Raw genomic sequence first — 16,550 nt, forward strand, 5'->3', positions numbered from 1 at the left:
CCTCAGGATGTCGTTGCGCGCCGGGCCGGGCCTGGCTCGGCCTCATTCGGCACGGCGCGCGGCTGGCCGCCGGCGCCTTCCAGCGCGCGGGCCGAGCGGTGCAGCCAGCTGCGCAGCGCGGCCGGCCCGGGCACGCTGACGCTGGCCACGGTCTCGCGCTGGCCCACCAGCACGCCCAGCCCGCCGAGCTTGCGCACGGCGGCAAAACCTGGCTCGTCGGTCAGGTCGTCGCCGGCAAAGAGCGGCACGCGCTCGGCGAAGGGCGCAGATTTCATGAATGCGGCGATGGCGTCGCCCTTGTCGACGCCGGCCGGCTTGATCTCGACCACCATCTTGCCGGGCAGCGCCTCCAGTCCGACGGCATGGCGCAGCACTTCGGTGACCGCTGCATCGACCACGCCGGCCAGTTCAGGGGCCTGGCGGTAGTGGATGGCGACGGCAACGGACTTGCGCTCCAGCCGCAGGGCGGGATAGGCACGCACCAGCGCTTCCAGGTGGGGGATCAGCGGTTCCAGGCCGGGGGCGGAAGTCCTGGACACCATGCCGCCGTCGGTGCGGAATTCAGCACCATGCACGCCGGCGGCCGGCAGCCGCAGGGGCTGCAGGAAGTGGTCGAGTTCAGAGATCGGCCGTCCGGAGATGACGGCCAGCGCGCCGTTCAGACGCTCGAACAGCGTGTGCAGCGTGCCGACCAGTTCGGGTTCGACCTGCACCAGTTCCGGGCGCGGGGCCAGGTCGGCCAGGGTGCCGTCGAAGTCGAGAAACAGGGCGGTATTGGGTTCGATTAGCGGTAGCTGTGGCATCGCGTTACACCGTAACACGTCGTTTTGAGCGGCGTCCACCGGGCGCCGTCCTACATGGCGCGTGCGTAACCTGGCGCAAATGCAAGTCCGGGGCCAGCGGCTTGCGGACCTGTTCCGCCGGCCTGCCGTTGTCACCGCAGGTGCCCCGTCCGCCACACCAAAGACGCTTTCCACCGGGCCCGGGCCGCGTACCGCTGGCGGCGGGAGCGTCGCCCGGGCCGGGTGGAAGTCGCCGCCATCCTTTATCATTGACGGTTTCCGCCAGAATTTCCGCCTTTTTTTGCGCCGCCCCACGGCCCGCCCTGAGACCATGACCCGCATGTCCGCCGCCCGACCCGACTACCTGAAGAAGATCCTGACCGCCAAGGTCTACGACGTGGCGCAGGAGACCGAACTGACCTACGCGCATCAACTGTCGGCGCGCACCGGCAATGCGGTCTGGTTCAAGCGCGAGGACACCCAGCCGGTCTTCTCCTTCAAGCTGCGCGGCGCATACAACAAGATGGCCTCGCTGACGCCGGAAGAGCTCAGGCGCGGCGTGATCGCCGCCTCGGCCGGCAACCACGCGCAGGGCGTGGCGCTGTCCGCGGCGCGCCTGCAGTGCAAGGCCATCATCGCCATGCCGGTCACCACGCCGCAGGTGAAGATCGACGCCGTGCGCGAACGCGGCGGCCAGTGGGTGGAAATCGTGCTGCACGGCGAGTCCTACAGCGACGCCTACAACCACGCGGCGGAGCTGGAGAAGAAGCACAAGCTGACCTTCATCCACCCGTTCGACGACCCCGAGGTCATCGCCGGCCAGGGCACCATCGCCATGGAGATCCTGCGCCAGCACCCGGGTCCGCTCCATGCCGTGTTCGTCGCCATCGGCGGCGGCGGGCTGATCTCGGGCATCGCCTCGTACATCAAGGCGGTGCGCCCGGAGATCAAGGTGATCGGCGTGCAGACGGTGGACTCTGACGCGATGAAGCGCTCGGTCGACGCCGGCAAGCGCGTCGAGCTGAAGGAAGTGGGGCTGTTCTCGGACGGCACCGCGGTCAAGCTGGTCGGCAAGGAGACTTTCCGCATCACGCGCGAGCTGGTCGACGACATCATCCTGGTGGATACCGACGCCATCTGCGCGGGCCTGAAGGACGTGTTCCAGGACACCCGCAGCATCCTGGAGCCGGCCGGCGCGCTGGCCATCGCGGGCCTGAAGGCCTATGCCGAGCGCGAGAAGCTCAAGGGCCAGCACCTGGTGGCGATCGCCTGCGGCGCCAACATGAACTTCGACCGCCTGCGCTTTGTCGCCGAGCGCGCCGAGGTGGGCGAGGCGCGCGAAGGCGTGTTCGCCGTGACCATCCCGGAAGAGCGCGGCAGCTTCAGGCGCTTCTGCGAGCTGGTGGGCACGCGCAGCGTGACCGAGTTCAACTACCGCATCGCCGACACCAGCATGGCGCATATCTTTGTTGGCGTGCAGATCGCCAGCCGCGCCGAGAACGACAAGATCGCCGCCAGCTTCCGCAAGCACGGCTTCGACACGCTGGACCTGTCCAACGACGAGCTGGCCAAGCAGCATATCCGCTACATGGTGGGCGGGCGCTCGGCGCTGGCGCATGACGAACTGCTGTACCGCTTCGAGTTCCCGGAGCGGCCGGGCGCGCTGATGAGGTTCCTGTCCAGCATGAGCCCGAACTGGAATATCAGCCTGTTCCACTACCGCAACCAGGGTGCGGATACTTCCAACATCCTGGTTGGCATCCAGGTGCCGAAGAATGAGAAGCGCGCCTTCCGCGCCTTCCTTTCGACCCTGGGTTACGTACACTGGGACGAGACCGAGAACCCGGTGTACAAGCTGTTCCTGTCCTGACACCTGCTGAGCGCCCCATGAGCCTCCCTGAACATTCGCCGCTGGGCAAGCCCTCGGCCTACAAGACCGAATACGACGCCTCGCTGCTGTTCCCGATCCCGCGCCAGCCCAAGCGCACCGAGATCGGCCTGCCCGAAGGCAAGCCGGTGCCGTTCTTCGGCGTCGATATCTGGAACGCGTACGAACTGTCGTGGCTGAACCTGAAGGGCAAGCCGCAGGTGGCGCTGGCCAGCTTCATCATCCCGTCGGACACGCCCAATATCATCGAGTCCAAGTCGTTCAAGCTGTACCTGAACTCGTTCAACCAGACCAGGATTGCTTCGCCCGAGGCGCTGCAGCAGTTGCTGCACCACGACCTGTCCGAAGCCACCGGCGGTACCGTGCAGGTGCGGCTGGTAACTGAAGCGGACCTGGGCACGCAGAAGATGGGTGAGCTCGACGGCCTGCTGCTGGACCGGCTCGATATCGAGGTGGACCGCTATGAGCCCGCGCCCGAGCTGCTCAGCGCGGACCAGGAAGAAACCCCGGTGGAAGAAACGCTGGTGTCGCACCTGCTCAAGTCCAACTGCCTGGTCACCGGCCAGCCGGACTGGGGCAGCGTGCAGATCCGCTACGTGGGTGCGCCGATCAACCAGGAAGGGCTGCTCAAGTACCTGATCTCGTTCCGCAACCACAACGAGTTCCACGAGCAGTGCGTGGAGCGGATCTTCATGGACGTAATGCGCGAGTGCAAGCCGGTCAAGCTGGCGGTCTACGCACGCTACACGCGCCGCGGCGGGCTCGATATCAACCCGTTCCGCACCAACTACAACACGGCGTGGCCGGACAACAAGCGCAACGCGCGGCAGTGAGGCAGGTGGGGAGGATCAGAACTCCCCGTGCAAGCGCACCCCGTAGAACTTCGCCGGCCCGCGGTCGCGGTTGTACCCGGGGTTGCGCACGTACTGGAAGTCCGGGCTGATGCTCAGGTACTTCACCGGCTGGAAGCTGTAGTAGATCTCCAGGATCTGCTCGGGCCCGTAGCGCAGCGCACCGTCGCCCAGGAACGCGCCCAGCCCGCCCGCGGCCAGGTAGTTGCGGTGGTTTGGGCCCAGCATGTTGATCGCCACCGCCACGCCCAGCGCATCGCGCGCCCGTCCCCACGCATCGCCCTTCAGCACGCCGCCCGCCGACACCTGGCGGCCGATCTCCGTGAAGGCGTAGGTCTCGGTCTTGTCATCGGACAGGCTGGCGCGCGCGAACATCCCCAGTGAATCGGTGATCTGCTGCAGCAGTGTCACGCCCACGCCGCTCTTGGCGTGCTCGCGCCGCACGTCGGCGACGTCCGGGGTAGTGTTATTGGCCATGCCGAAGCCGATGGCATCGCTGAACGCGCCCATGCGCGCCTTGTTGCGGAACCAAAGCAGCCGGGCGGTGCCGGGCCGGCCGGCCAGCTGGTAGCGCTTCTCCACTTCGATGATGTCGCCGTAGTGCTCGAACATGCGGGTGTCGAGCCGCAGCCCGTTGGATTCCAGCGGCTGCAGGAAGCGCCCGATGCGCGCCGACCAGCCGTCGCCAATGTACTCCAGCGACAGGCCCCAGCTATAGCCGCGCGCATCGGCCGGATAGTCGAAGGCGCCATGCGTCATGAACGACCAGTTCATGAACTGCGTGCGCGGGTCCGAGCCGAACTCGTTCTGGTCGAAGACGTCCAGCACGCCGAAGTTGCCCGCCGTCAGCACCACGCGCTGCTGGTCGACGGTGCGCGCAAACTGGTTGAAATCCGCTTCCAGCGCTTCGCTGCCACCGCCCAGGCCCCAAGTCTGCCGCACGAACGCGCGCGCCCGGTAGAACACCGGGTTGGTGCTGGCCGCCTTGCCCAGTTCACCGTTGGACAAGCCGCCCAGTCCGTGCAAGCCGGAAAACGGCACGCCTTGCGTGGCCTCCGGATTGAAGTGGAACTCCGCGCCTTGCCACAGCTTCAGTCCCAGATCCAGCGTCGCGCTGAACGAGTAGCTCTTGGCCCGTTCGGTACCCAGGCTGTTGGGGCCGGAGTATGCCGCGCCGAATGATGGCTTGCGCTGCCAGATGTAGGTGCTCTGGCCGTGAAAGGCGAACGGGCTTTCCGCTTCAGCCGGGCTTTGCACCGGCTCCGCTTGCTGCGCCATCGCTGGCAGGCACGCACAACAGGCCAGCGCGGCCAGCACACGACGAAAACGGAGCGCCCCACGAACGGGAGCGGTGGCAAGTGGCGGGAACGGCATCGGCAGAGGCGGTCGGCAAAGGATGTGCCGGAGACGGCGCGCTCAGGCGCCCGCAGCATAGCCAAGCGCCCATGACATGTCTACCTGCCATGGGTGTGCCGGAAGGCCGACGTTGTAACTGCCCTTGAATTAATTAACGCAAAAATTAATATTCACTGGAGACCGCTTGCATCCGTTTGCCCATGCCGCGCCCGCCCGCCAAACCGAAACCCTCCGCCCGCCGCAGCCCCGGTCGTCCTGCAGCCGGCCAGCCCGGCCAGCGCGAACGCATCCTCGATGCGGCCACCGACCTGTTCTCGCGCCAGGGCGTGGCCGGCACCCCGGTCAAGGCGATTGCCACCCAGGCCGGCGTGACGCCGGCGCTGGTCCATTACTACTTCAGCGACCGCGAATTGCTGCTGGACGCCGTGGTCGAGGAAAAGCTGCAGCCGCTGGTGGCCAGCGTCTTCGCTGCCGCCGGAGATGCCGAGCCGATGGCCATGCTGATCGGCATCGCCGGCCGGCTGATCCGCACCGCGGCCGCCACGCCCTGGTTTCCCGGGCTGTGGATCCGCGAAGTCTCCAGCGCCGAAGGCGCCCTGCGCGAGCGCGTGCTGGACCGCTTCGCGCTGCAGCGCGCCGGCGCACTGAGCGCGCCGCTGGCGGCCGCGATCGCGCGCGGGCAGCTCAATAGCGGACTGGAGCCGGCGCTGGTGATGCCGTCGCTGATCGGCCTGGCGCTGCTGCCGCTGGCCACCACCCATATCTGGCGCCGGCTTCCCGGCGGCGAAGCGGTCGATACCGACACGCTGGTGCGCCACGTATCCGCGCTGCTGACGCACGGGCTGGCGCCGGCGCCCGACGCCGGCAAGTCCAGGCTTTCTCCGGAGTCATCATGAACCACGCCCATCCCACCTGTCCGCAACTGCCGGCAGCGGTGCTTGCCACGCTCGCGGCGGTGCTGCTGGTCGCCGGTTGCAGCCGTGAACGCGCCGACACCTGGCAAGGCTATGTCGAAGGCGAATTCGTCAGCGTGGCATCGCCGTTCGCCGGGCGCCTCGACACGCTGTCGGTTCAGCGCGGCCAGCAGGTCGGCCGGGGCGCCGCGCTGTTTGCACTCGAATCCGACGATGAGCGCGCCGCGCGCCAGCAGGCCGAAGACCAGCTGCGCGCGGCCGAGGCACAGCTGCAAGACATGAAGACCGGCAAGCGCCCGGTCGAAGTCGAGGTCAGCCGCGCCCAGCTGGCGCAGGCACAGGCCCAGGCGCAGCGCAGTGCCGCGGCCTTTCGGCGCGACCAGCGCCAGTATGAGATCGGTGGCATCGCGCAGGCGCAGCTGGACGAATCGCGCGCACAGGCCAGCAGCGACGCCGCGCGTGTGCGCGAACTGCAGCGCGATATCGACGTGGCCCGGCTGCCGGGCCGAGATGCGCAGCAAGCCGCGCAGGCCGCACAGGTGGCCGCCGCGCGCGCGGCGCTGGCGCAGGCCGAGTGGAAGCTGTCGCGCAAGACCGTGGCCACGACACAGGCGGGGCTGGTCTACGACACGCCCTACCGCCTCGGCGAGTGGGTGCCAGCGGGCAGCCCCGTGGTGCGCATGCTGCCGCCGGGCAACGTCAAGGTGCGCTTCTATGTGCCGGAGACGGTGGTGGGCGCGCTGCGCAACGGCCAGGCGGTGCAGGTGCGCTGCGACGGCTGCGCCGCGCCGGTGGCGGCCACCATCAGCTACGTCGCCAACGAGGCCGAATACACGCCGCCGGTGATCTACAGCAACGAGACGCGGCGCAAGCTGGTGTTCCTGGTCGAAGCGCGCCCGGCGGCGGCCGATGCGCCCAAGCTGCGGCCGGGCCAGCCCGTCGAAGTGGTGCGGCAATGAACACCAGAGCGAACGGCGGCGCGGCCGGACTTGCCATCGACGTGCGTGGCCTGAACAAGCACTTCGGCGACAAGCACGTGGTCAACGACCTGAGCATGCAGGTCGCGCGCGGAGAGATCTTCGGCTTCCTCGGCCCCAACGGCAGCGGCAAGACCACCTCGATCCGCATGATGTGCGGGCTGCTGACGCCCGATTCCGGCGCGGGCACCTGCCTGGGCTACGACATCCGGAGCGAGTCCGACGAGATCAAGCGCAGCGTCGGCTATATGACGCAGAAGTTCTCTTACTGGGACGACCTGTCGATCCGCGAGAACCTGGACTTTGTCGCGCGCGTCTACGGCATGCCGAACCGGCGCGAGGCAGTCGACCGCGCGCTGGAAGACCTGGGCCTGGCCACGCGCTCGGCGCAGCTGGCCGGCGCGCTGTCGGGCGGCTGGAAGCAGCGGCTGGCGCTGGCGGCCTGCCTGCTGCACGAGCCCGAGCTGCTGCTGCTGGATGAACCCACCGCGGGCGTGGACCCCAAGGCCCGGCGCGACTTCTGGGAGCAGCTGCACCAGCTGGCCGCGCGCGGCATCTCGGTGCTGGTCAGCACGCACTACATGGACGAGGCCGAGCGCTGCCACAAGCTGGCCTATATCGCCTACGGCAAGCTGCTGGCACAGGGCACCGCCGATGAAGTGGTGGCCAGCCAGAATCTGTCGACCTGGAGCGTGGAAGGCGACGACCTCGCCGCGCTGTCGGAGCAACTGCAGGGTGCGCCGGGCGTGGAGCAGACCGTGGCCTTCGGCACTGCGCTGCATGTGACCGGGCGCGATGCGCAAGCGCTGGCCGATACGCTCGCGCGGCTGGCCGGACCGGGCCGGCGCGTCGAGCAAACCCAGACCAGCCTGGAAGACGTGTTCATCCACATGATGGGCGGGGCCGAGGACAATATGGCGGCCCGCAAGGCCAGGGAGGCGTCATGACAGCCGCCGCCCGCAAACCGGCCGCGCAACAGCGCTTCTCGCTGCAGCGCTGGTGGAGCATCGTGCTCAAGGAGTTCCTGCAGCTGCGGCGCGACCGCGTCACCTTCGGCATGATCATCGGGCTGCCGATCATGCAGTTGCTGCTGTTCGGCTTTGCCATCAACACCGATCCGCGCCACCTGCCGACCGCCGTGATTGCCGCCGACCAGAGCGAATTCACGCGCTCCTTCATCGCCAGCATGGAGCAATCGACCTACTTCAAGCTGGTCGGCACGCTGCCCGACGAGCAGGCCGGGCGCGAGGCGCTGATGAAAGGCGAGGTGCAGTTCGTGCTGACCATCCCGCCCGACTTCACGCGCCGGCTGCTGCGCGGCGAGCGGCCCGCGCTGCTGGTCGAGGCCGATGCCACCGATCCCTCCGCCACCGGCCAGGCCATCGCCGCGCTGCCGCAGCTGCCCTACCGCGTGGCCACGCATGACCTGAAGGGAGCACTGGCGCCGCTTGCCGGCGGCAAGCCGCCCTTCGACGTGCAGGTGCAGCGGCTCTACAACCCGGAAGGCATCACGCAATACAACATCATTCCCGGCCTGATGGGCGTGATCCTGACGATGACCATGGTGATGATGACCGGCCTGGCCATGACGCGCGAACGCGAGCGCGGCACCATGGAGAACCTGCTGGCCACGCCGGTGCGGCCGCTCGAGGTGATGACCGGCAAGATCGTGCCCTATATCTTCATCGGCCTGATCCAGTCGACCATCGTGCTGCTGGCCGCGCGCTGGATCTTCAGCGTGCCGTTCGTCGGCTCGGTGCTGGCGGTGTACCTGGCGGCGCTGCTGTTTATCGCGGCCAACCTGACGGTTGGCATCACGCTGTCGTCGCTGGCGCAGAACCAGTTGCAGGCGATGCAGCTGACATTCTTCTACTTCCTGCCCAACATCCTGCTGTCCGGCTTCATGTTCCCGTTCGCCGGCATGCCGGGCTGGGCGCAGGCCATCGGCAACATCCTGCCGATGACGTATTTCCACCGCATGGTGCGCGGCATCCTGCTCAAGGGCAACGGCTGGGTCGAGCTATGGCCCAATGTGTGGCCGATGGCGCTGTTCATCGTGGTGGTGATGGCGATCGCGGTGCGCTTCTACCGCCGCACGCTGGATTGAAGGGGTTCGCCATGTCTCGACTCACGCCTGTCTTTGTCGCCGCGGCACTGTTGTGCGGCTGCGCCGTCGGTCCCGACTTCCGCGCGCCCGCGCCGCCCGATGACGCCGGCTACGTGCCGGGCCCGCAGCCGGTGGCAACCGTCGCGGCCGACGCCGCGGACGCAGGCGGGCAATCCCACGCGCAGACCCTGGCCGCCGGCGCCGATGTGCCCGCGCAGTGGTGGGCGCTGTTCCGCAGCCCGGCGCTGGACGCCACCATCCGCAGCGCGCTGGATGCCAGCCCCACGCTCGCGCAGGCGCGCGCCCGGCTGCGCGAGGCGCAGGAGAACCTGGCCGCGCGCACCGGCGCCACGCGCTGGCCCGCCGTTGATGCAAAGCTGAACACCACGCGCCAGCAGGTCGATTTCCAGTCCCTGGGCATCACCGCGATCCCCAGCCCGGGCCCGTTCACGCTGTACGGCGCCACGGTGCAGGTGTCGTACGTGCTCGACCTGTTCGGCGGCCAGCGGCGCGAACTGGAGGGACTGCAGGCAGCGGTGGATTACCAGCGCTATGAACTGGAAGCCGCGCGCCTGGCGCTGGCCGCCAACGTGGCCACCGCGGCCATCCGCGAAGCCGGCCTGCGCGCGCAACTGGCCGATACGGCCGCCGTGGCGGCGGCCCAGCAGCGCCAGCTTGGCATCACCGAGGAACGCCTGCGCGCGGGCGGTGTCGCCCGTGTCGACGTGCAGCGCCAGCGGGCCGAACTCGCGCAAACCCAGGCCCTGGTGCCGGCCCTGCAACGCCAGCTCGATGCCACGCGGCACCAGCTCGCGGTGTACACGGGCCAGACCCCGGCCTCGGCCATGCTGCCCGAATTCCGCCTCGACGAACTGCAGCTGCCCGACACGCTGCCGGTCAGCCTGCCCGCCACGCTGGCACGCCGCCGTCCCGATATCCGCGCGGCCGAGGCCTTGCTGCACCAGGCCTCGGCCAATATCGGCGTGGCCACCGCCAATCTCTATCCACAGGTCACGCTGAGCGCCAGCGGCGGCACGCAGGCCACCGCGGCGCGCGACCTGTTCAGCAGCCTGAACGTATGGAGCCTGGCTGCGGGGCTGGTGCAGCCTGTATTCCGCGGCGGCGAGCTGCAGGCGCGCAAGCGTGCAGCGGAGGCGGCTTATGAGCAGTCGCTGGCCGCGTATCGGCAAGCCGTGCTGCAGGGCCTGCAGAACGTGGCCGATTCACTGCGCGCACTCGAAGCCGATGCCGCCGCGCTGCGCGAACGCGCCGACAGCGCGCGGCAGGCGCGCGATACGCTGACAGTGGTGTCGGAGCAGTACCGGCTCGGCGGGGTCAGCCAGCTGTCGGTGCTGGATGCCGAGCGGCAGTCGCGCCAGGCGTCGCTGGAACTGGCGCAGGCGCGCGCCGACCGGCTGGCGGACTCGGCGGCGCTGCTGCAGGCGTTGGGGGGTGGGTGGTGGGAGGAGGGTGATGCGATGGCGGTGACGGAAATCGAGCGCCGCTGAAAGTCACCGGGTCCCCGCCTGCGCGGGAACGACGGGCTTAGTGCCGCCTCGACCGGGTGAAGCGTCATCCCTGTGAATACCCCTTCGGGGCACGTGAACGGGGATCCAATGACTTGAGCCGTTGCCGCTTACTGCTTGTCGACTTGCGTGTACCAGTAAGTCCGCTTGCGCTTGCCGATCCCCGGTGGCGAGATCTTCTGCGCCCCGAGCGACGAGGTATTGTCGCCACCGCCCGGCCCGGTCTGGTTGCCGCCGCCGATCAGCACCGGCACGTTGCTGGTGTTGCCCTGGGCATCGCTCACCGCCACCACGCCGAACACCGGCGACGGCGGCAGGCCGCCATTGTTGAACTGGACATAGCGGTTGTCGTTGAGTCCCTTGCCCGTCAGGAACGACACTGCATAGCCCCTCGCGATACCCAGGTCCGGATAGCAGGCCCCGGGCTTGGGCACGCTGGGGGTATTGGTGCCGAAGTAGGTGTAGCCCGCCACCGTCAGCGGCGCGTTGACCACCTTCTCGCCGGTACCCAGCGTCAGGTAGAAGCCCTTGCCGGTACCCGAGTCGGCATACACCGTGGCGGTGGCGTTGAACAGGCTGCTCTCGGTCAGCGGCGTCCACGTCGCCGGCAGCCCGCCGGTGAGCGCCGTGTCCTTGAGCATGTAGAAGCGATTGATGACGTTATAGGCCAGCCCCGCAGTATTGCTGGTGGTGTACAACGGATGCTCGCGGTCGCCGCTACCGATCATCACCGCGTCGTAGGCGCCGGTGCTGATGACGTCGGGCGGGTACATGAACTTGCGCGCATCGTTGCTGCTCTGCGCGCCGCCCAGCGAGGCGAACTTGCCCAGCGTCCAGGCCGCCGGGCTCATGCCGGTGGCAGTCTCGAAATCCAGGCGCCAGACATTGCCGCCCATGTCGCCGACATAGGCCTTGTCGATCAGGCCGTCGCCATTGCGGTCCACCACCGCGACGTCTGACGGGATAGCGCGATTCATGCCGGCGGGTACCGAGCAGACGGTGGCGTCGAGCCCGGTGCAATCGGCCAGCCACGCCCGCACCACAGTACCCTTGAGCGCGTCGAACACGATCACGCCGCGCCCCTGCCCCGTCGCGCCGCCGCCCTGCGACGGCTCGGCGTCTTCGCCGGTGTCGTAGCCGGCGCCCATCACCACCAGCGGGTTGGTGTAGCCCTTGACGCGGATCACGCGCGGCTGCGACCAGGTCTGGCCCAGTTCGGCGATCTGGTTGCTGTCGGACTTCCACAGGAACTCGGGCGCCACCGGGTTGGTCACGTCCAGCGCATAGACCAGCCGCCCGCCGCGCCGCGCGGTCAGGTAGATCACCACGCGCGGATTGGCCGGATCGCGCAGGTCCTGGAACACCGTGGTGGTGCCGTCGAAGAAATAGTCGCGCGGCTTGGCGCCTGAGCCGGTCGGCGAACCGCTCAGCTGCACCTCGGGCGTGTTGGTGTAGAGGCGGCCGAGCTTGCCGTAGAACTCCGGCGGTACGAAACCCCACAGCTCGCCGCCGGGGCGCACGCCGTTGATGCCGGTGGTCTGGTTGCCGTTGACCGCATGGAAGACGCCGTCATTGGCGCCGTAGAAGACCACCACCCCGGTGGTGCCGCCGTAGTTGATCACCACCGGGCGCGAGTGCAGCACATCGCCGTGCACCGAGCCGCGCACCGTGACGCTGCCGCCGGGGCCCTTCTGCTGCTCCTTGCCGGCCACGGTGCTCTCGCCCAGCCCCTGCACGTCGCGGCCGCGCACCCAGTTGATCAGGTTGTTCACGTCGGCAGCGCTGCTGTTCAGCGCCGTCTGCCCGGTGGTATTGGTCAGCCAGGTGTTGGCGGTATCGAACGACGCCAGGGCCTTGGTGGCGCACGCGCCCGACGGGCAGGTGTAGAGCTTGCGCGCGGCCTGGTCGGTGACGATCTGCGCGCGCAGCATTTCGCCGGCGCCGCCCTTCTCGACGATCTCGCCGTCGCCGCCGGTGACGCCAGCGGCACCGTCCGCGGAGTCCAGCGCCCCGGCCGCGCCCGAGGGGCTATTGACCCAGAAGCCCTTGGCGGGCCAGCCGGTGACGGAACTGCCGGAATAGCTGCTGCCGCTGAACGCCAGCGGCGGCTCCGCGGTCCAGAAACTCTTGGCATTGGGCGAGATAAAGCCCGTGCCGGCATTGCTGATCGCGCTCTGCTGGTTGGGCCCGCTCGGATTCGCGTCCAGTACCACGATCTGCTTGCTGCTGTCGTAGCCGAGCTTGTATTGCTTCAGGTTGCCCATCCAGCGCGGCGCCGCGGTGGCGTCGGGACGGAACATGCCGATGTAGATCTGGTTCAGGTACGAGCCCTGACCGTTCACGCTGACCGGCAGGCTCACCGACGAGAACACGTTGTTGACTGCCTGCATCTCGTTGAAGATCTGCAGCAGCGCATCGACCAGCGCCTGCACGTCGCCCAGCTTCACCACGTAGCGCTTGCCGCCGCCGTTGTCGCCCATGCTGCGGGTCGACTCGACATAGTCCGGGTTCTTGTCGTCGGTGATGGCGATGGTGTAGGTGATGATGTTCTGGTTGTTCTCGACATTGCCGTTCACGTCCGTCTGGTACATGAACCGCGCCCATTCGTCGCCCCAGTTGCTCTCGTACTTGTTGGCGGCCGAATCCAGCTTGAGCGTTGTCAGCTGCGTCGCGTTGGCCCCGGCCGCCACCAGCGCATCCTGGGCGACGGTGCCAGTGTCCTGCGGCTTGCCGTTGTTAACCGCGTTGGCGATATAGATGACGAAGTTCTTCTGGCAGGGGTTGGTGATCGGAGACTTGTACTGCGTGCCCGACAACCCCTTCTTGCCGGCGAAGAAGGCCCACGCCTCCTGCATGCCGGAACCCACCTGCGAATTGTTCGCGTTGTCGGCCTGGCGGTCGATGCTCTTGATGTACTCGAGGAACTGGGCGCCGTTGGTCGCATCCAGCAGCGGCAGCGTGTAGGGCGCCGCCGCCGGATAGCGGAACTTGCCGCCGACGTTGGTGCCGGTGCCGAACATCATCAAGCCCATGTTGATGTTGCCGGACAGCTGCGGGTTGGTCGCCAGCGTGCTGACCGCCCGGTACAGCGCGCACTGGATCGCGCCGACATCGGTGCCGGCATTGTTGGCGCTGACCACATCGGGAATGTCGCAGCCCTTGATAGTGGTGCTGGCGTTCCAGGTGGACGCGTTGTCCAGCAGCAGCAGCACGTTGGGCTTGGTGCCGGCGTTGGTCTGCAGACCGGTGAACAGGTCGATGTCCTCGGCGCGCGCGCCGTTCACGCCCACAAAGGTAAGCAGGGAGATTGCGAAAGCCGCAAGGCGGCGCTGCCGGCAGGCGTTGGTCGTCATGCTGGTTCCCGTCCGTTCGATGGTGAAAAGGTCGTGGTGTCCTGCGCGGTCACGGACAGGCCGAACCGGTCGGCATGCGCACCGCCACGCCCTGGTGCACGGTGGCAACGGTGCCGGTATTGGCGGCATCGTTGACCGTGGCCGCCACATCCCATTGCGTGGCATTGCACAGCGAATTGCCGCCGCTATTGCCTGCAGTCACGATCCCGGTGTTCTGCACGCCGCTGCCGATCAGGCAAGACACGTCGTCGGCATCGCTCAGGTCAAGCTCGACGTTCTTCATCGGCTTGCTTGTCACGCACTCCGGCTGCGCCACCTGCGCCACGTAGTCCGCCTTGCCGTCGCCGCTGACGTCCACCGGCACCGCAACCGCCGCCGGCGCCTTGGTGAAATCGTTGCTGATCACCTGCTCGATCGCCTGCTGCGCCACGTCGCGCGCCTCGGCGGTGTGCTGCTGGTTGGCGGCCACCTTCACGTTGACCAGCCCGGAATTGACCATGGCCACGGCGATCAGCAGGAACAGGACCATGAACACCAGCGTCACCACCAGCGTGACCCCGTCCTGCCTGCGGCGCAGTGGCCGGCCCTGCGGTTGGCGACCCGATTGCTTGATCATTGCTTGCTCTTTGCGGGGTGAGGTCATTGCTCGCGCAGCCCGGCCACGTTGACCAGCCTCGCCACCTGGGCGTACACATGGCGCTTGAAACCATCGTTGAACGGGCCGCTGGCGGCGGCGCGGCCCAGGTCGTAGGTGCGGTTGTCGGACTGGCCGCCCGAGGGCTTCAGCGTGCGCGCCATCAGGTTCACGCGCACGGTGGTGACGTTGCCCCAGTTGGCGAGCGCGTTGGTCCAGTCATAGCCCGGCACGGTGGCGCAGGCGGCGGCGTTGTTGGCGCCGGGGTTGGCCACGTAGCAGTCGGCCGAGCCGTTGCTGTCCAGGTCCACGCCGTATTGCAGGTGCATGTCCTGCACGCCCTGCGCGACCGAGCGCGGCTGGAACGCGCCGCCCACCAGCTCGGCCATCTTCAGTGTGGGGACGCCGTCGCCGCCGTTGCTGCAGCGGTCGCAGCCCGCCAGGTAGAACACGCGCACCACGGCCTGTCGCAGCGCGGCCGGCTGGGCGGGATCGCAGGCCTTGGTGCGCAGGCCGAAGGCCGCTGCGGCGCTGGCGTCGAAGACGAAGGAATTGGTGTCCTGCGGGCAGGCCGAGACCTGCAGATAAGGCACGCCCGGCGTGGGTGCGGCCACCGGCGTGGTCGATACGCGCCGCACCACCAGCACCTCGGAGGTGGCCGCCAGGTCAGGCAGGCATGCCGCCGCCACCCCGGGGCCGTAGCCCGTCAGCGCCAGCGGCACGGTCAAGCCCGCCGGGGAGAAGCCCAGCGCCGCCGGGTCTGCCGCGCACAGCGCTGGCTCGGCCACGGTAGCGCCGCGCGCGATGCTGCCGGCGCCGAAGAACCCCGCCAGCTCCACTTCCCGCCGGATCTGGTCCAACGCGTAGCGCCCGTTCTCCACCTGCTCGGCCGACTTGACAAACTCTGTACGCGACAGGCTGTTGGCGTAGTACAGGCTCGCCAGCGCGGTCAGCAGCACCAGGCCGATGGTCATGCCGATCATCAGCTCGATCAGCGAAATGCCGCGCTGGCGGCGCAGGCGGCGCGCGGACAGGCGCAGGGGGCTCATGACACGGTTCCGAGGGTGCCGACGCGGATCTGCGTGCTGACCGCGCGGCGATAGGCATCGTTGCCGTACTGGTCCTTGCCGCAGCCCAGCGCGGGCGCGCCGGTGGTGGCCAGGCCCTGCCAGGCCACGGTGATGCGGTAGATATTGTTGACGGCGTCCACGGTCTCGATGCAGCCGCGCGCGCCGATCATGGCGCCGACGGCCTGGGCGGGATCAGCGGCGCTGGCCCCCGGGCGCTTCTCGGCACTACCCAGCAGCGCCGTGTTCCAGGCCTGCAGGTCCGCATCGGCGGTAGCCTTCTGCGCGGCGGTGCCCTGCGTGCACGCCGCCGGCGGCGCCGCCGCGCTGCCCAGCTGCATGCCGGTCGCGCCGTTGGCATAGCACGATGCCACCTGGCGGTTGGCGTTGAGGCGCGCAACCATGTCCTGCAGCAGCGCCAGCGCCTGCACGCGCTGGTAGGACTCCATCTCGGTCTGGCCCGAGCGCGCCACCAGTCCGGCGGTGCCGAGCAGCGCAACCAGCAGGATCACCACCGCCACCAGCACCTCGATCAGCAGGAAGCCGCCCTGCGTGCGGCGGACAGGCATGCGCGGCCGCAGCCGCTGGGTTCTTTGCTTCATGAGCAGGCTCCCGTGGCAGAGGCGACGCGGCCAGTCTCGCTGACCTGCACGCAGACGCGCGACGCCGCTGCCGTATCGCCGTTGGGTGCCACTTCGAAAGTCATGGCCGCGCCCGTGAGCCGGCCGTCGTTGCCAAGCGCAAGGGCACCGGCAGCACTGGGCGTGATGGTCAGGCCGCCGTAGGGCCCGAAGCTGCGCACCGTCTCGGCGCCTGCGGTGACCGCCCAGCCGGTAGTCCAGGCGGCACCGGTGGCTGCCAGCGTGACCGTGGCATTGCGCTTGACCGCCTCGCTGCGCGCCAGCAGCAGCGCCGAGGTCAGGTCAAGCGAGGCGCCGCGCACGCGCTGGTTGGCGATCAGTGAAGAGAACGACGGCGCCGCTGCGACCGCCAGGATCGCCAGCACCGACATGGCGCAAAGCAGTTCGACCAGGGTGAAGCCGCGGCGGGTGGGCCGGCCGGGCGAAGACGGCGGGAACGTGGTGCGCCGCATGG

The 16,550-nt window shown here is 68.4% G+C and carries 14 protein-coding genes; 7 read left to right on the top strand and 7 right to left on the bottom strand.

Annotation, left to right across the window (positions count from 1 at the left end):
* Window positions 1–2: 2 nt before the first annotated feature.
* The gene (otsB, locus tag ACW4E8_RS03295) at window positions 3–803 is read right to left on the bottom strand and encodes a trehalose-phosphatase (RefSeq protein ID WP_456803205.1); all 801 of its coding nucleotides are present in this window, start codon (window positions 801–803) and stop codon (window positions 3–5) included.
* A 310-nt stretch (window positions 804–1,113) separates the two neighbouring features.
* Between otsB and ilvA the strand changes: the two genes are divergently transcribed.
* Window positions 1,114–2,652 carry a threonine ammonia-lyase, biosynthetic gene (gene ilvA / locus ACW4E8_RS03300; protein WP_456803206.1) on the top strand — a complete coding sequence of 513 codons (1,539 nt, stop codon included), beginning with the start codon at window positions 1,114–1,116 and terminating at the stop codon, window positions 2,650–2,652.
* 17 nt (window positions 2,653–2,669) lie between these two features.
* Complete coding sequence (gene queF, locus ACW4E8_RS03305; protein WP_456803207.1) at window positions 2,670–3,503, top strand: NADPH-dependent 7-cyano-7-deazaguanine reductase QueF; 834 nt, start codon at window positions 2,670–2,672, stop codon at window positions 3,501–3,503.
* 15 nt (window positions 3,504–3,518) lie between these two features.
* Here the strand turns inward: queF and ACW4E8_RS03310 are convergent, their stop codons facing one another.
* Complete coding sequence (locus ACW4E8_RS03310) at window positions 3,519–4,895, bottom strand: carbohydrate porin (protein ID WP_456803208.1); 1,377 nt, start codon at window positions 4,893–4,895, stop codon at window positions 3,519–3,521.
* A 182-nt stretch (window positions 4,896–5,077) separates the two neighbouring features.
* On the opposite strand from ACW4E8_RS03310, the gene ACW4E8_RS03315 reads away from it, so the two are divergent.
* The 5 genes from ACW4E8_RS03315 to ACW4E8_RS03335 are packed head-to-tail and all read left to right on the top strand — an operon-like array spanning window position 5,078 to window position 10,383.
* Complete coding sequence (locus tag ACW4E8_RS03315; protein ID WP_456803209.1) at window positions 5,078–5,773, top strand: TetR/AcrR family transcriptional regulator; 696 nt, start codon at window positions 5,078–5,080, stop codon at window positions 5,771–5,773.
* Complete coding sequence (locus ACW4E8_RS03320) at window positions 5,770–6,750, top strand: HlyD family secretion protein (RefSeq protein WP_456803210.1); 981 nt, start codon at window positions 5,770–5,772, stop codon at window positions 6,748–6,750. The genes ACW4E8_RS03315 and ACW4E8_RS03320 overlap by 4 nt, the downstream gene beginning before the upstream one ends.
* Complete coding sequence (locus ACW4E8_RS03325) at window positions 6,747–7,715, top strand: ABC transporter ATP-binding protein (RefSeq protein ID WP_456803211.1); 969 nt, start codon at window positions 6,747–6,749, stop codon at window positions 7,713–7,715. Before ACW4E8_RS03320 ends, ACW4E8_RS03325 begins: the two co-directional genes overlap by 4 nt.
* On the top strand, window positions 7,712–8,875 hold the full coding sequence (locus ACW4E8_RS03330) for an ABC transporter permease (protein ID WP_456803212.1): 1,164 nt from the start codon (window positions 7,712–7,714) through the stop codon (window positions 8,873–8,875). Before ACW4E8_RS03325 ends, ACW4E8_RS03330 begins: the two co-directional genes overlap by 4 nt.
* 11 nt (window positions 8,876–8,886) lie before the next feature.
* Entirely contained in the window at window positions 8,887–10,383 is a 1,497-nt protein-coding gene (locus tag ACW4E8_RS03335) for an efflux transporter outer membrane subunit (protein WP_456803213.1), read from the top strand.
* Window positions 10,384–10,511: 128 nt separating this feature from the next.
* On the opposite strand, the gene ACW4E8_RS03340 is transcribed toward ACW4E8_RS03335, so the two are convergent.
* Genes ACW4E8_RS03340 through ACW4E8_RS03360 form a run of 5 tightly spaced genes read right to left on the bottom strand, consistent with a single transcriptional unit; the run spans window position 10,512 to window position 16,548 of the window.
* The gene (locus tag ACW4E8_RS03340) at window positions 10,512–13,754 is read right to left on the bottom strand and encodes a pilus assembly protein (RefSeq protein ID WP_456803214.1); all 3,243 of its coding nucleotides are present in this window, start codon (window positions 13,752–13,754) and stop codon (window positions 10,512–10,514) included.
* 49 nt (window positions 13,755–13,803) lie between these two features.
* Window positions 13,804–14,370: a pilus assembly PilX family protein gene (locus ACW4E8_RS03345; protein ID WP_456803215.1), complete on the bottom strand. Its 567-nt coding sequence runs from the start codon at window positions 14,368–14,370 to the stop codon at window positions 13,804–13,806.
* 23 nt (window positions 14,371–14,393) lie between these two features.
* Window positions 14,394–15,437 carry a PilW family protein gene (locus ACW4E8_RS03350; protein ID WP_456803216.1) on the bottom strand — a complete coding sequence of 348 codons (1,044 nt, stop codon included), beginning with the start codon at window positions 15,435–15,437 and terminating at the stop codon, window positions 14,394–14,396.
* Window positions 15,434–16,057: a type IV pilus modification protein PilV gene (gene pilV, locus ACW4E8_RS03355; RefSeq protein WP_456803217.1), complete on the bottom strand. Its 624-nt coding sequence runs from the start codon at window positions 16,055–16,057 to the stop codon at window positions 15,434–15,436. The genes ACW4E8_RS03350 and pilV overlap by 4 nt, the downstream gene beginning before the upstream one ends.
* The gene (locus ACW4E8_RS03360; protein ID WP_456803218.1) at window positions 16,054–16,548 is read right to left on the bottom strand and encodes a GspH/FimT family pseudopilin; all 495 of its coding nucleotides are present in this window, start codon (window positions 16,546–16,548) and stop codon (window positions 16,054–16,056) included. The genes pilV and ACW4E8_RS03360 overlap by 4 nt, the downstream gene beginning before the upstream one ends.
* Window positions 16,549–16,550 lie beyond the last annotated feature (2 nt).

The organism is Cupriavidus sp. CP313, from assembly GCF_054072015.1.